Source organism: Pseudomonas chlororaphis subsp. piscium (assembly GCF_003850345.1).
In the GTDB taxonomy this organism is placed as follows: domain Bacteria; phylum Pseudomonadota; class Gammaproteobacteria; order Pseudomonadales; family Pseudomonadaceae; genus Aquipseudomonas; species Aquipseudomonas piscium.
This window is the reverse complement of sequence record NZ_CP027707.1, coordinates 2527672-2541500: the sequence shown is the minus strand read 5'-3', so window position 1 is coordinate 2541500 and position 13829 is coordinate 2527672. Positions and strand designations below refer to the sequence as shown.

15 protein-coding genes are annotated in these 13829 nt (G+C 63.0%); 8 read left to right on the top strand and 7 right to left on the bottom strand.

Features of this window, described 5'->3' with window-relative positions; all coding sequences use genetic code 11:
• Window position 1 precedes the first annotated feature (1 nt).
• Entirely contained in the window at window positions 2-547 is a 546-nt protein-coding gene (locus C4K38_RS11890; RefSeq protein ID WP_053278500.1) for a thioesterase family protein, read from the top strand.
• Window positions 548-678: 131 nt separating this feature from the next.
• On the opposite strand, the gene C4K38_RS11885 is transcribed toward C4K38_RS11890, so the two are convergent.
• Both C4K38_RS11885 and C4K38_RS11880 read right to left on the bottom strand, forming a co-directional pair.
• Window positions 679-2667, bottom strand: a complete 1989-nt coding sequence (locus tag C4K38_RS11885) for a peptidase U32 family protein (RefSeq protein ID WP_025809659.1) — start codon at window positions 2665-2667, stop codon at window positions 679-681.
• Window positions 2668-2791: 124 nt separating this feature from the next.
• A complete protein-coding gene (locus tag C4K38_RS11880; protein ID WP_053278499.1) occupies window positions 2792-3172 on the bottom strand; it encodes a RidA family protein in 381 nt (126 codons plus the stop codon).
• A gap of 406 nt (window positions 3173-3578) precedes the next feature.
• Here C4K38_RS11880 and C4K38_RS11875 point away from each other — a divergent pair, with 406 nt between their 5' ends.
• Window positions 3579-3869 carry a hypothetical protein gene (locus tag C4K38_RS11875; protein ID WP_025809660.1) on the top strand — a complete coding sequence of 97 codons (291 nt, stop codon included), beginning with the start codon at window positions 3579-3581 and terminating at the stop codon, window positions 3867-3869.
• 702 nt (window positions 3870-4571) lie between these two features.
• A complete protein-coding gene (locus tag C4K38_RS11870) occupies window positions 4572-5378 on the top strand; it encodes a lytic transglycosylase domain-containing protein (protein ID WP_053278498.1) in 807 nt (268 codons plus the stop codon).
• A gap of 80 nt (window positions 5379-5458) precedes the next feature.
• On the opposite strand, the gene C4K38_RS11865 is transcribed toward C4K38_RS11870, so the two are convergent.
• On the bottom strand, window positions 5459-5620 hold the full coding sequence (locus tag C4K38_RS11865; RefSeq protein ID WP_081001468.1) for a DUF2986 domain-containing protein: 162 nt from the start codon (window positions 5618-5620) through the stop codon (window positions 5459-5461).
• A 141-nt stretch (window positions 5621-5761) separates the two neighbouring features.
• Here C4K38_RS11865 and C4K38_RS32290 point away from each other — a divergent pair, with 141 nt between their 5' ends.
• From C4K38_RS32290 to C4K38_RS11855, 3 genes are all read left to right on the top strand, one after another.
• On the top strand, window positions 5762-6052 hold the full coding sequence (locus tag C4K38_RS32290) for a hypothetical protein (RefSeq protein ID WP_164486992.1): 291 nt from the start codon (window positions 5762-5764) through the stop codon (window positions 6050-6052).
• A gap of 379 nt (window positions 6053-6431) precedes the next feature.
• Window positions 6432-6818, top strand: coding sequence for a hypothetical protein (locus tag C4K38_RS11860; protein ID WP_053278496.1), 387 nt, complete (start codon window positions 6432-6434; stop codon window positions 6816-6818).
• A gap of 272 nt (window positions 6819-7090) precedes the next feature.
• Window positions 7091-8032 (top strand): class I SAM-dependent methyltransferase, encoded by a 942-nt coding sequence (locus tag C4K38_RS11855; RefSeq protein ID WP_053278495.1) that lies wholly within the window; start codon window positions 7091-7093, stop codon window positions 8030-8032.
• A gap of 24 nt (window positions 8033-8056) precedes the next feature.
• Here C4K38_RS11855 and C4K38_RS11850 read toward each other — a convergent pair whose 3' ends face one another.
• A complete protein-coding gene (locus C4K38_RS11850; RefSeq protein WP_053278494.1) occupies window positions 8057-8956 on the bottom strand; it encodes an NAD(P)/FAD-dependent oxidoreductase in 900 nt (299 codons plus the stop codon).
• 150 nt (window positions 8957-9106) lie between these two features.
• Between C4K38_RS11850 and C4K38_RS11845 the strand changes: the two genes are divergently transcribed.
• Window positions 9107-9562 (top strand): Rrf2 family transcriptional regulator, encoded by a 456-nt coding sequence (locus tag C4K38_RS11845; protein ID WP_053278493.1) that lies wholly within the window; start codon window positions 9107-9109, stop codon window positions 9560-9562.
• Window positions 9563-9580: 18 nt separating this feature from the next.
• Here C4K38_RS11845 and C4K38_RS11840 read toward each other — a convergent pair whose 3' ends face one another.
• The 3 genes from C4K38_RS11840 to C4K38_RS11830 all read right to left on the bottom strand — a co-directional run bounded on the left by C4K38_RS11840 (window position 9581) and on the right by C4K38_RS11830 (window position 12718).
• Window positions 9581-10840, bottom strand: coding sequence for a DUF1479 domain-containing protein (locus tag C4K38_RS11840; protein ID WP_053278492.1), 1260 nt, complete (start codon window positions 10838-10840; stop codon window positions 9581-9583).
• Between the two features lie 158 nt (window positions 10841-10998).
• Window positions 10999-11865, bottom strand: a complete 867-nt coding sequence (locus tag C4K38_RS11835; protein ID WP_053278491.1) for a helix-turn-helix domain-containing protein — start codon at window positions 11863-11865, stop codon at window positions 10999-11001.
• A gap of 64 nt (window positions 11866-11929) precedes the next feature.
• A complete protein-coding gene (locus C4K38_RS11830; RefSeq protein WP_053278490.1) occupies window positions 11930-12718 on the bottom strand; it encodes a DeoR/GlpR family DNA-binding transcription regulator in 789 nt (262 codons plus the stop codon).
• 185 nt (window positions 12719-12903) lie between these two features.
• Between C4K38_RS11830 and yghX the strand changes: the two genes are divergently transcribed.
• Window positions 12904-13803: a YghX family hydrolase gene (yghX, locus tag C4K38_RS11825; RefSeq protein ID WP_053278489.1), complete on the top strand. Its 900-nt coding sequence runs from the start codon at window positions 12904-12906 to the stop codon at window positions 13801-13803.
• The last annotated feature ends 26 nt before the right edge of the window (window positions 13804-13829 follow it).

The following is a 13829-nucleotide window of genomic DNA, read 5'->3' as shown; positions in this document are numbered from 1 at the left end:
CATGAATCTCTGGTTCCGCATGCTGCTCATGCTGTTTCGTCGTCCGTGGCGCAAGCCGGTCGAAGGCCTGGCCACCACCGTCGTGCGCATGCGCGTCTGGCCGCTCGACCTCGACCTCAACCTACACGTCACCAATGGCCGCTACTTCACCCTGGCCGACCTCGGGCGCATGGACTTCGTCCTGCGCAGCGGCGCCTACCGCGTGGCCCTGCGCCACAGGGCGGTGCCGATCGTCGGTGATGTGTGGGGCAAGTTCCGCCGTGAACTGAAGCTGTTCGAAGCCTTCGAGGTCCACAGCCGGATCCTCGGCTGGGACGAGAAATGGAGCTTTATGGAACACCGCTTCGTGAGCAAAGGCCGAGTCACCGGCGTGGTGGTGATGCGCGGGCTGTTCCGCTCGGCCAAAGGCACCATCGCCCCCGGCGAGTTCGTCCACGAGCTGGGCCTGGACCTGTCGCCCGAGCTGCCACAGTGGCTGAAGGACTGGTCGCAAAGCTGCGACGACATGAGCATTCAGTTGCGTGCCGAGGAAGCTGCGGCGCGTTGAAACCAGCCGGAACATAACCCGAGACAAGAACGCCATTGCCGACCCAGGTCGACAATGGCGTTGATGCGCGACAGCCAGCGTGTGACCGAGCGGGCAAGCGCGACGCCGTGGCGACGCGCCTGCCCATTCACTCAGTGCGGAGCGCGGGGGATGGTCTTGAGCAGGTCTTCGGGGCTGATATGGCCGACCACGCTGCCCGGTTGCGGCATGTTGAGGATGTGGCCTTTCATCTTGCCGATGATGTGCATCTCGCACGGCTTGCAGTCGAACTTCAGGGTCAGCACTTCGTCACCGTGAATCAGCTGCATCGGGGCCACCTTGGTGCGCACGCCGGTCACGCCCTTGGCCTGTTTCGGGCACAGGTTGAAGGAGAAACGCAGGCAGTGCTTGGTGATCATCACCGGCACTTCACCGGCCTCTTCGTGCGCCTCGTAGGCAGCATCGATCAGCTTCACGCCATGACGGTGATAGAAGTCGCGGGCCTTCTGGTTGTAGACGTTGGCCAGGAACGACAGGTGCGATTCCGGGTACACCGGCGGTGGCGTGGTCTCGGCCTTGCGGCTGCCCCGCGGGTGGGCGGCGATCCGCGCTGCGGTCAAGGCTTCGATCACTTCCCGGCGCAACGCCTTGAGCTGGGAGTTGGGGATGAAGTAAGCCTGCGGCGCATCGAGCTTGATGTCGATGGCGTGGTACTGCGTGGTGCCGAGCTGGCCGAGCAGGTCCTGCAGTTGCTCCAGCGCCTGTTCCGGCTTGTTGGCGACGCCGAACGGGCCGTTCAGGGTCACGCTGGCGCTGATCCCCTCTTCACTGGTCGCGGTCACTTCCAGCTGCTCTTCACGCAGACGCGCGACCCAGCTCAGGGCCACGCGACGTTCGGCGGAAGTCTTCTGCAGCGCCTGTTGCCAGTTGTGGTCGAGGTTGCGGTTCAGCGGGTGGTTCGGCCGCAGCTTGTAAAGGCCTTCCGGCATCTCGTTGGGCTCGACGCGATAGCGATAGCGTTTCTCGCCATCCTCTTCGAACTCGCCCTTGGGCTCGGCGATGTTGGCGCGGAAACCCACCACTTCGCGCTTGACCAGCACGTTGAGGCCGTCACCGTTGGACAGCGGCTCGTGAGTTACCACTTGCAGGTCGCGCTTGGCGACTTTCTCCACCACGCCTACCGGCAGGCCGGTGAAAGTCGGCGAGTCGAAGGCGCCGATGTCGATCTTGCGATCGGTGACGAAATAATCGGTGCTGCCGCGGTGGAAGGTCTTTTCCGGGTCGGGCAGGAAGAAGTGCGCGGTGCGGCCACTGGAAGCGCGAGCCAGGTCGATACGGTCTTCGAGCACGTCGTCCAGGCGCTGGCGGTAGTAGGCGGTGATGTTCTTCACATAGCCCATGTCCTTGTAGCGCCCTTCGATCTTGAACGAACGCACGCCGGCCTCCACCAGGGCGCGGATGTTGGCGCTCTGGTTGTTGTCCTTCATCGACAGTAGGTGCTTCTCGTAGGCGATCACCCCGCCCTTTTCGTCCTTGAGGGTGTACGGCAGGCGGCAGGCCTGGGAGCAGTCGCCACGGTTGGCGCTGCGGCCGGTCTGCGCGTGGGAAATGTTGCACTGGCCGGAGAAGGCCACGCACAGCGCGCCGTGGATGAAGAACTCGATCGCCGCGTCGGTTTCGTCGGCGATGGCGCGGATTTCCTGGAGGTTCAGCTCACGGGCCAGGACCAGTTGCGAGAAGCCGGCCTGGTCGAGGAACTTGGCTCGCGCCAGGGTGCGGATGTCGGTCTGGGTGCTGGCGTGCAGCTCGATCGGCGGAATGTCCAGTTCCATCACGCCCAGGTCCTGGACGATCAGCGCATCGACGCCGGCGTCGTACAGCTGGTGGATCAGCTTGCGCGCCGGCTCCAGTTCGTTGTCGTGGAGGATGGTGTTGATAGTGGTGAAAATCCGCGCGTGGTAGCGCCGGGCGAACTCCACCAGCTCGGCGATTTCACTCACCTCGTTGCAGGCGTTGTGGCGCGCGCCGAAGCTCGGGCCGCCGATGTACACGGCGTCGGCGCCATGCAGGATGGCCTCGCGGGCGATGGCTACATCGCGGGCAGGGCTGAGCAATTCCAGGTGATGCTTGGGCAAGGACATATTTTTTTAGTCAGGCTTGTCACGGTCGAGGCGCGCATTGTAGCGGCGAAACGCCTGACCGGCACCCGTGTACTGCCCGATGGCGCCCACTCGCCGAGCGGCGCCACCGGCCAAAGGCTGGAACTCAGGCCTTGGCCGCCATCGCGGTGACTTCCACGCGCATGCCTTCGACCGCCAGGGACGCCACGCCAACGGCGGCGCGCACCGGCCAGGGCTTGGCGAAGAAGCGCTGGTAGACCTGGTTGAAGGCGGCGCGGTCGGCCATGTCTGTGAGGTAGATGGTCAGGTGCAGGACCCGGTCCATGGAGCTGCCGGCCTTTTCCAGGGCCACCTTGAGCGCCTGCAGGGTGCACTCGCTCTGCTCGGTGATGCCACCCAGTTCCAGGCTGCCGTCGGCGCGGGTGGGAATCTGGGTGGAAACCAGGATGCCAGCGAAACCGGCAACGTCGGAGGAGATGGAGTCCGCGTCGGGATCGGGAATGAAGTCGATATCGTGGTTGGCCATGGGGCTCTCTTGTTCGGGGTGATAAAGGATGGCCGGCGCCTCGCAGGGCAACGGCTTTGGTGCGCCAGTCTACAGGCCCGGCGCCGGACGTGGGCGAATCGGCGGGAAAACCACCTGTGCCCACTGTGTAAAAAGGTCCGCCTCCTCGACCGCCAGACACCCGGTAAACGCGCCATGGCAGGCGCGTCATCGAACGGTTAACGCTCCCTGCGAACGACTGGGGCAGGTCGATGATTGGTCTTTTCCAATGGGCCGCAAACGGCCAAAAGTGGCCAGTGGTCGTTGCCTTTCGCCTGGCGCCGACGCGTGGCTAAGCTTAATAAATCAGGGCGGACTGAAACCTGAGTGATAACGGCTATCAGCGGATCTGGATTGACATCAAGACGTACTCCCCAAGGAGACGACCATGTATGCGGTTATACGAACCTACCTGGGTACTGGAGCAAAGCAGCTTTTCAAGCTTCTGGAAGAGCGCAACGCCGACGTCGAAGCGGCCCTGCGGACGGTGCCTGGCCTCATCAGCTACACACTGCTGAATACGGGTGATGGCGGTACATCCGTGACGGTTTGCACGGACAAGACCGGTACCGATGCGAGCTTGAAAGTCGCACGCGACTGGATTCAGAAAAATGCCTCGAATATCCACGCCGACCCGCCGATCGTGACGGAAGGACCGGTCATTGTGCAGATCAAGTAGCGCACCCTCCGTTTGCCCCCCGCCACTCTCGCTGTCGCAAGCTTTGTAGGTTTGCTTCGCGCAGAGCTGATCGTGCGCAATCATCAGATAGGGTTGGCTTGCGCTAGCAGCGAGCGACGGCCCTGGGTCGATTGCTGCCACTCACAAGCAACCGCGACTCCTCCTGCGCCAGCCAAAGCGCCTAAGCTTTCGAAGTGCCTGGCCAAGCTGACAACACATCCACCCTGATGATTGCGCAGAGCCCCAGTAACGCTGTCACCCTCTCGACGCCAGACACTCCTTGAACTGATGCCCAAATGGACCCAGGCGGGTTTTCTTCTTCAGCAGCTTCACCGTAGCCCTGGTGAGCCATCTTCGCTTGAGCTGATAAGAGTGTGGGCTTAACGCCCAACCCTGCTCGATCACCGACCGAGAGACTTCTAAGAATGAGTGTGATCGGATCATTGAACAACTGACTGCGCTGGAGACGGACCGAGCATTGCCTGCAGGGTCCATTGCCAGGCGGACATGAGGCGGACAGTTTGACGGGCGGAGCTGTGAGGCTGCTTGAGCAGCCCGTACGTCAACGCAAGTTCCAAGGCCGGTTACAAGGGGTATAACTATCAGAACAAAAGGCGGGTCACCCAGAGTAGGCCCTCCAAAGACAGCTCCCGGGCCAGGCTTCCCCAGGCCTAATCGGCGCCTGCAGCGCGGAGCGATGTGATGAGTTCCAGAGCATGGCGATGGGCTCGCAAGAGCCTTCTTGGCGGCATCGGGCTGGCCTTGCTGGTCGCTCCACTGTGCGCCAGCGCCATGTTCAAGTGCCAAGCCAGGGACGGAGCCGTCAGCTACACCAGCCAAGCCATCCCCAGCGCCCGCTGCACTCGCCTGAATGGCATGGCGAACACCGGTGTCGGCGCCAAGGCATTGGCCCGGCCACGACTTGTGCGAGAGAACGACTCAGGCGCGGTGCGGATTCTGGTGTACACCTTCATTCACAGGGGTATTCGTCAATATGTGAGCCGGCGCCCCGTCGGGATTTCCGCGCGGGTCGATGTCCTTGAGCTCTATTACATCAAGGGCTGCTATCTGTGCATGGCGCCAAAGGACTTCAAGGTCGCCTCACTGCGCCTGGACACTCAGTCCTATCGACGGGAGATCGAAGCCGCTTCGGATCATTATGGTGTCGACAGGGCACTGGTCCGCGCAGTGATACATGCCGAATCGGCGTTTCGCCCCAACGCTATTTCCGAAGCAGGCGCCCAGGGGCTGATGCAGTTGATGCCCGCCACCGCCGAGCGCTTCGCTGTGGACGATCCGTTCGACGCACGACAGAACATTCGTGGCGGCGTGCGCTACCTGGCCTGGCTGCTCAAGCGCTTCAACGGCAACCAGATGCTGGCGTTGGCAGGTTACAACGCCGGCGAAGCGTCCGTGGTCGAGTACAACGGGGTGCCTCCCTACGCCGAGACGCAATCCTACGTCACCCTCGTGCAGTCCTTGACCGAACGCTATCGCAACCGTCGCTAGTACCGCAGGGCGCATAACCCGGAACAGGTAATACACTGGCCCCTCCACGGCGGATAACGCTGGCACTTAACCCACGTAGATCAACGCTCGGAAGAAATGACCGAGTCAGGACTGGACTCGGCAGCCAGCTTCAATCGGTCAGCTTTGCTGATGTATTTAGGCTTGTTTTTCGGTGCCAGTTTGGCACTGGCCTTTTTGGCGTGAGCCTCTAATAGCTGCTTGATTTTTTTACGACGATTCATGTTCTTCTACCCGGTTTTTAAGCCCTTGAATGATACCAACTTAAAATCCTGGACCGGATGCCTGTGGTGCGCTTTTAGGGCATGACGTTGGCAATACGTTCTCTCCCCCCGGGAGAGGACGGGTAAGCGCCTTCAGGTGTGGTGAATGTCCCGGTCCTTGGTTTCCGGCAGGAACAAGGTGCCCAGGATCGCCGTCATCACCGCGATAACGATCGGGTACCAAAGCCCGTAGTAGATATCCCCGGTGGCACGACGCCCTCAGTCATCACTCCTGTCGATCATACAAATCATGAAAGCGAATTTTTCATTTGCGCCCGATGTCGGCAAAATGGCGCCACTTTTAAACCCTCGGACAAGTACGTCATGAATATCAATTTTGCGGTCGCCTGCATGATCGTGGTTTCCTTTGCCATCGCCCTGCTCCACACCTGATCGGCAGCCCCGCTCGATATGGCACCCGGCCATCGGCACGGGTGCAGGCCACTGACTTGCCGCGCTCCCCACGCGGTATTTGTTGAAGGGATCTCAAGGACCATCATGCCGGCTCTTTGTCGATTCTCTAACAACTCTCCCTCCCAAGCCTCGACACCTATAAACATATCTGTAGTGGTCTAAGGAAACCGGACACCTGCCTGTTGGGCTCAACTCCGTAAAAACTCCGGCAACCAAGCCTCAACCCTGGGCGAATAAGCTCACACCATTTTTATTCGGCTGCTTATTCCAGAGGCTGACAACCCACTCATGATTTAGAGTAAGCTGCTGCGCAGACGACAATCCCAAATACCATCACTCCGACTGAAAAGAGGTATTCATGTTCTCGACAGTTCGTATCTCGACATTACTACTTACACTTTCCCTGGCTTCACAAAGCATGGCCTCGACATCGGAAGCCGAAATCAGGTTCAACTCTTCCTGCGACTTCAAAGAGCTGAAAATAGCCGTTAAAGACGAGGCTAACATCAACCCTGGCCTCATCAAACTGGAAGTAAAACTGCAGCCAGACGCAACCGAACAACTATTGCAGGTCTCACGAAAGTACCTGGGCAAGACGCTAGCCACCTACATAAACAATATAAAAATCAGCACCACGACTATCCGCAACGAATTAAACACCAGCAACTTAACAATCGCTGTTGACAATAAAATCGCGCCAAAACTCTTTCCTGGCTTATTGAACAAACAGTGCCAACCAGAGTAACCAAGAGACACCAAACCTTGGTTTGTTGAAGTAGGCTTTCGTGAACTGACGAAAAACATCGCCACTGACTGAACCTCAAGCCCCCCATACCCAGACGTTTAGAGGCCTGCCCCCGCATGCTCATCCAGGTGGATACAAGCACTTGGCTGAAGCACCTGCCATGACCTTTTGAGGCGTAGCACCTCTTTAAAATCGGCTAGACCTTGGTTTTGTAAGTCCTCAGGGTCAGTTGTGTTTAAAATGCCCGCCCTTTTATTGCCGGCCCTCCTTCGATGAACCCCGACGCCCTCTCCATCCTCCACCACCACCTGCTGACAGCCCTGGCCTGCGCTCCCGCGGAAACCCGGCGCCTGTTCCATGGCCGTGGGCGTTGCTGGCCGGGGCTGGAGCAACTGACCGTCGACTGGCTGCAGGGCGTGGTGCTGGTGGCGCTGTTCAAGGAGCCGGAGCCGGAACAGCTGGATGCGCTCAAGCAACTGTTGCTGGCAATCAGCACCTCGCCGGAGTGGCAGGCCTGTGGCGCCCATACCCTGCTGCTGCAACACCGCTATCAGCTGCAAAGTCCGGTGGACTGGCTGGTGGGCGAACCTATCGATGAATGGACCCTGGTCGAGGAAGGCCTGCGGTATCGGGTGGACCTGGGCAAGAAGCAGAACAATGGCCTGTTTCTCGACATGCGCTACGGTCGCAACTGGGTGCGCGCCAATACCCGGGGCAAGCGCGTGCTGAACCTGTTCGCCTACACCTGCGGCTTCTCGGTGGCCGCTATCGAAGGCGGCGCGACTCATGTGGTCAACCTCGACATGTCACGCCCGGCCCTAAGCCGTGGCCGCGACAATCACCGGCTCAACGGCCATGACCTGAGCCAGGTGAGCTTTCTCGGCCACGACCTGTTCAAGTCCTGGAGCAAGGTGAAGAACGCCGGCCCCTACGACCTGGTGATCATCGACCCGCCCTCCTTCCAGAAAGGCAGCTTCCTGCTGACCAAGGACTACGCCCGGGTGCTGCGCCGCCTGCCGGAACTGCTCACCGCCGACGGCTACGTGCTGGCCTGCATGAACGACCCGGCCGTCGCCTCGGACTTCCTGATCGACGGCGTCACCCGCGAGGCCCCGGGCCTGCGCTTCGAGCAACGCCTGGACAACCCACCGGAGTTTCCCGATACCGATATCGAAAGCGGCTTGAAGGCCCTGGTGTTCCGCCGGGTCGAGTAAACCCGGCGCCTCTCGCTCGGCCCTTTACACCGGGGCCAGGCCGAATATCAGCGAGCGATGCGTACCCGCACCGGTCTTGGCCCCGTCGCCCACGGCGATGGCCACCGAGCTGAATGCCGCCGCGGCGTCGCCACAGGCGAATACCCCAGGCACGCTGGTCTCGCGGGTCGCGTCGGTCTTGATAAAGGCGCCAAGCGGCCCCTCCTCGAACTCACAGCCCAGCACCCCGGCCAGCGGGCTGGCCATGCGGGTACGTGGCACGACAAACAAACCCTCGACCGCGATCGCCCGGCCATCGGCCAGGATCACCTCGGTCTTGTCGCCGGCGATGCGCCGCACAGGCTCGCGTTCCACCCGCACGCCACGTCGTTCAAGGCTCGCCAGTTGCTCGGCGTCCGGCGCAAAGGCGTCATTGATGAACAAGGTGGTCGGGCCCCAGTCCGGCAGCATCAGCGCCTGGTGCATCGAGAGTTCCGAAGTCGCCAGCACGCCGATGGGCCCACCGGCCAACTCATAACCGTGGCAGTACGGGCAATGGAACACGCTTTTGCCCCAGCGCGCGGCCAGACCTTCGACCTCCGGCAGCTCATCGATCACCCCGGTGGCCAGGATCAGCCGCTGGGCCCTGTGGCGCTGGCCACCGCGGGTGCTCAGCCAGAAACCCTCGGCGTCCTGGCCGGCGTCGATCGCGGTGTCCGCCAGCCACTCCACTGTCGGGTAGGCCAGCAGCTGTTCCCGAGCCTCGTCGGCAATATCCGCGGGAGAGCGACCGTCCTGCCCGAGAAAACCGTGGGAGGTTTCGGCAAAGCGGTTGCGCCGCTCGGCTGCATCGATCACCAGCACCCGGCGGCGCGCCCGGGCCAGTTGCAGCCCCGCGGAAAGACCGGCGTAGCTGCCGCCGACGATGATCACGTGATAGTCCATGGTGGGCACTCCCAGGCAAGGTACGGGACGAAGAAAAATATCTCGTCACATCGTAAGTTTCTTGAAAGCACAAGGTCAATGATCTCGTAACTTTTATCATTACAAGCGATACTCCGCCCTCACCTCCCCTCCAGGAACCCTGAGCGCCCGATGAGAAACGACACCCGGCTATCGCGCATGCTGCATGTGCTGATCCATATGGACCGGCATGACAGCCCCGCCACCTCGGAGACCATCGCCCAGATGCTGGGCACCAACCCGGTGGTGGTGCGGCGCACCATGGCGCTGCTCAAGGAGCAGGGCTACGTGCGTTCGGAAAAGGGTCATCGCGGAGGCTGGAGCCTGGCCCGGGCCTTGTCGGAGATGACCCTGCTGGACATTCACCAGGCCCTGGGAAGCAGTTCGATCTTCGCCATCGGCCTGTCCACCGACCACCCGCAATGCCTGGTGGAACAGGCCGTCAATACCGCCCTCAGCGAAGTCTTCGACGCCGCCCAGGCCTTGCTCGTCGAGCGCCTGGGCAAAATCACCCTGGCGCAGCTGGCCGAGGACTTTGAAGAGCGTTATCGGGCCGTTCAGCAGCAGACACCGCCGCCCTCGGCCTGAGCACCGGCAGCCCACGGCTCACTCCAGCCCCAATCCGCGCCGGCCGATGGCGTTCAGTTCCTGCGGACTGAACCGGCCCCGCCAGGTGCTTTCATAGTCCTCCCGGGGAAAGTCCGGCGGCGACAGGCCCCGCTCGAAAGCGCCATACACCGCCTTGGCGTAACGCTGGTTTTTCGCGCACATGGGCGCCGCCGGCACGTACATCACATTGCCCCAGCCCTGCTGGTTCTCCACCGCGGCCACGCTGTGGATCAGGTCGCAATGCCACCACACCGAGTCACCGGCGCGAACCTCGGGGATCGGCCTCAGGGCCCGCATCAACAACGGATGCCATTGCGTCGAGACCGGCAACACCTGGCCCGGCGCCACGCCGCACAGCTGGTCTTCCGGCACGTCGTCGAGCAACGGGCGCAACAGCAGATAGGCCATGGCCTTGGGAATCGGCACGCAGTGCAGCACGCCCTGGTCGGCGCGCATGTCCGACAGCGCGGTCCAGCCCTGGAAGGTCCTGAACACCGAGCAGGTCACCGTGTCGCGGTAGGCGTACTCGTCGACCTCGGTGCGATGCGCCGCGTCCCAGGGGTCATAGGCCGCGAAGTCATTGCGGTAAAGGCTGTCGAAGACCTTCAGGTAGGCCGGGTGCAGCCAGCGCTCCAGGGCGCCGGAATCGGTGTGCGGGCCCAGGCCCGAGGAACGGGTACCCGGCGGCCGGCGCCGGACCCGGTCGGGGTACAGCGCATTCACCTTAGGGTCGAACCATTGCCGGTCCTGGGACTCGCTCTTCCACAGCCGGTTGAGAAAACCCTGCACCCGGGCCATGCGCTCGTGCTGGCGCAACTGCATCTGCGCCCGCGACCAGTAGATCGGGAAAATCTGCGGCCGCGAGGCTTCCAGGTTGCCGAAAAAACGGTCGACCGGGCCACGGTAGATCCGCTCGAAGTCATTCTGCGCAAGATAGCCCAGCAGGTCCTGATCCCAAGCGCTGACGGTGTCCCGGGCAAAGTGCCCGCGCACCACCACGCAACCGCGTCGGTGGATCGCCGCGCGCTGTTCGGCGCTGACCTGGCCGGCGGCGATCTGCTCATAGTCCAGCTCCGGCCAGGCATGGCCGCCGTGGGCATCGATCGAGGCGATCTCCTGCTCGATAAAAGCGCTGACCTCGGCGAACAGCGACTGCACGTCGCCGATCCGCGCGCGCAAGGCGCGCTTCATCCGCACTATGTGCTCAAGGTAATTGTCGGGCAGGGTTTTGCAGTGGAAGGCAGCGGAAGGATTCATCGTCATGGCCTGTGTTGTTCTGGTCGGGAGAAGCGCTGCGCGGGCATGGCGCCGCACTGCCGCCATGAAACCCCAGGGCCCTGGCCGCGGGCAGTAGGGTTTGGCGCGTCGACCGGTACGATTGTGGCGTCTCTATCGCGCCTGACAGCAGGATGCTGTCAGCGAAAGTGCGCGCGGTGGCGCTGGCGAAAGGCCGAAGGCGTCATGCCCTGCCGGGCCTTGAACTGGCGATTGAACAAGGCCAGCGAGCCATAGCCCACCGCCTCGGCGACCTGAGTCACCGGGGTCTGCGGCCCTTGCACCAGCAACTCGCAGGCGCGGCCGATACGCAGGCGGGCGATGTACTCCAGGGGCGTGGCCCGGGCATGGCGACGGAACATCCGGTGAAACGCCGAGACGCTGACACAGGCCAGCCGCGCCAGCTCGGCGATGGTCAGTGCTTCGCAGTAATGAGCGTGAATATGCTCCAGCACCCGCTGCAGGCGCCCGTCCTCGATCACCGCCGGCCCGGCGGCGGCCGGCAGGATCTTCTCGGCGCCAGGGTCGCGACTCAGGCGAGTCAGCAAGGCCAGCAGCGACACCAGCCGCGTCGGCTCATCCTGGGCGACCATGGCCTCGATCAGCGGGCGCGACTCCCACGCAGCCTCGCCGCTGAACTGCACGGCCCCCCGGGCCGCGGCCAGCATGGGACGCAGGCCGGCCATTTCTGGAAACAGCTCGACCAGGGACGTCGCCCAGGCTTCGGAAAACCAGATCACCAGGGCGACATGGGGCTGGCGCGGATCGATCCGCTGCTGCGAACTCCAGCTGTGGGGCACGTTCGGCCCCAGCAGAACCAGGTCGCAGTCGTCATAGGCACGCACATCGCCGCTGATATAACGCTGCCCGCGACTGTTGAGGGTCAGAGTCAGTTCGTATTCCGGGTGGTGGTGCCATTCGAAGGGGATTGCCTCGGCCAGGCGTCGATCGAGCATCGACCAGGAAGCGGTGGCCGTGGTGGGGATCTGCTCGAAGCTCGGTTTCATGGCGACACGCTGTCCTGTTGGCGAGGCTCATGGCCAGGGAAAGTACGCTGAAGCGGCGCCGCCGTCACACCGGCGCCTGCACCACCTCGATGCCCAGGCGCCGGTAGTCGTCGATGCTGCCCGAGGCCAGGTGCTGCTCGGTGATCAGCGTATGCAGGCGATTGCACGGCGCCACGGCAAAGGGCTCCACCGCGCCGAGCTTGTCGGCGGTGGTGACCGCGATCACCTGGGAAGCGCTGTCGAGCAAGGCCTGCTTCACCGGCACCTCGTCGAAGTGCTGCGAGGTGATGCCAACTTCCGGGTGAATCGCGCACACCCCGGTGAACAGCAGATCGGCGCGGATGCCCTGGATCAGGCGTACCGCCTCGTGGCCGCCGGCAGACAGGGTCGCCGGGTTGAGCCGACCGCCGGCGAGAATCACCTGGCTGCGCGGGTATTCGGCCAGGGCGATGGCGATCAGCGGCGAAGCGGTGACCGCGGTGATGCCGATATCGGCAGGTAGCGACTGGGCGATCAGCAGCGTGGTCGAGCCCGAGTCGAACATCACGATCTGCCCTTCCTGCACCCGCTGCGCGCCGAGCCTGGCCAGGTGGCGCTTGACCTCGCTGCTTTCGCCCAGGCGGGTGAACACGTCCTTGCCGGTATCCTTGGGCCGTGGCAGCGCGCCGCCGTGGACCCGCTGCAGCAGCCCGGCATCGGCCAGTTCCGCCAGGTCGCGGCGGATGGTGTCTTCCGAGACTGCGAAATGCTGGCCAAGCTCGGACGCCATGACCTTGCCGTCGCGTTCGAGCAACAACAGGATCTTCTGCCGGCGCACATGGGGCAGCTCGGCGATTGAATGCTGGCTTTGCATGGTTATGCCTATTCTTGCGTGTTTATGCGAGATTAGCCAAGACCCCGCCCAAACACAACGCTCGCCCTGCGCATTGGCTACTGGGGCCCAGGCTTGCTTTACTGATTCAATCCCAGGTCGAACCTGCCCCGCCCACAGGCCGTGCGGCACCAGGACGCCCCCCATGATTGAAGAGGTAGCGTGCGATGGAACGTCTCAGTGCCAAAGACTTCGCCCCCGAACTGCTCGAACTCTACGACTACTACGCCCACGGCAAGATCAGCCGCCGCGAGTTTCTCGACCGGGCGGCGGCCTTCACCCTGGTCGGGCTGACCGCCAGCGCCACCCTCGCCGCCCTGACGCCGAACTACGCCCTGGCCGAACAGGTGTCGTTCACCGACCCGGAGATCGTCGCCGAATACATCACCTACCCCTCGCCCAAGGGCCACGAACAGGTCCGGGGTTACCTGGTGCGCCCGGCGAAAGCCGAAGGCAAGCTGCCGGCGGTGGTGGTGGCCCACGAAAACCGCGGGCTCAACCCCTATATCGAGGACGTCGCGCGGCGCCTGGCCAAGGCCGGCTTCATCGCCCTGGCCCCCGACGGCCTGACGTCGCTCGGCGGCTACCCCGGCAACGACGACAAGGGCCGCGAGCTGCAACAGAAGGTCAATCCGGAAAAGCTGATGAACGACTTTTTCGCCGCCATCCAATGGCTGCTCGAGCACGACGCCAGCACCGGCAAGGTCGGCATCACTGGCTTCTGTTATGGCGGTGGGGTGGCCAATGCCGCGGCCGTGGCCTACCCGGAACTGGCGGCGGCCGTGCCCTTCTACGGGCGCCAGCCGGACAGCGCGGAAGTCGAACGGATCCAGGCCCCGCTGCTGCTGCACTACGCCGAACTGGACACGCGCATCAACGAAGGCTGGCCAGCCTACGAGCAGGCGCTGAAAGCCGCGGGCAAGACTTACGAGGCCTATATCTATCCCGGGGTGAACCACGGTTTTCACAACGACTCGACCCCGCGCTACGACGAGGCGGCGGCCAACCTGGCCTGGGACCGGACGCTGGCGTGGTTTCGCAAGCATCTGGTCCAGGCCAGCGGCTGACACGGAGATGAGGGCGACGGCGCGAG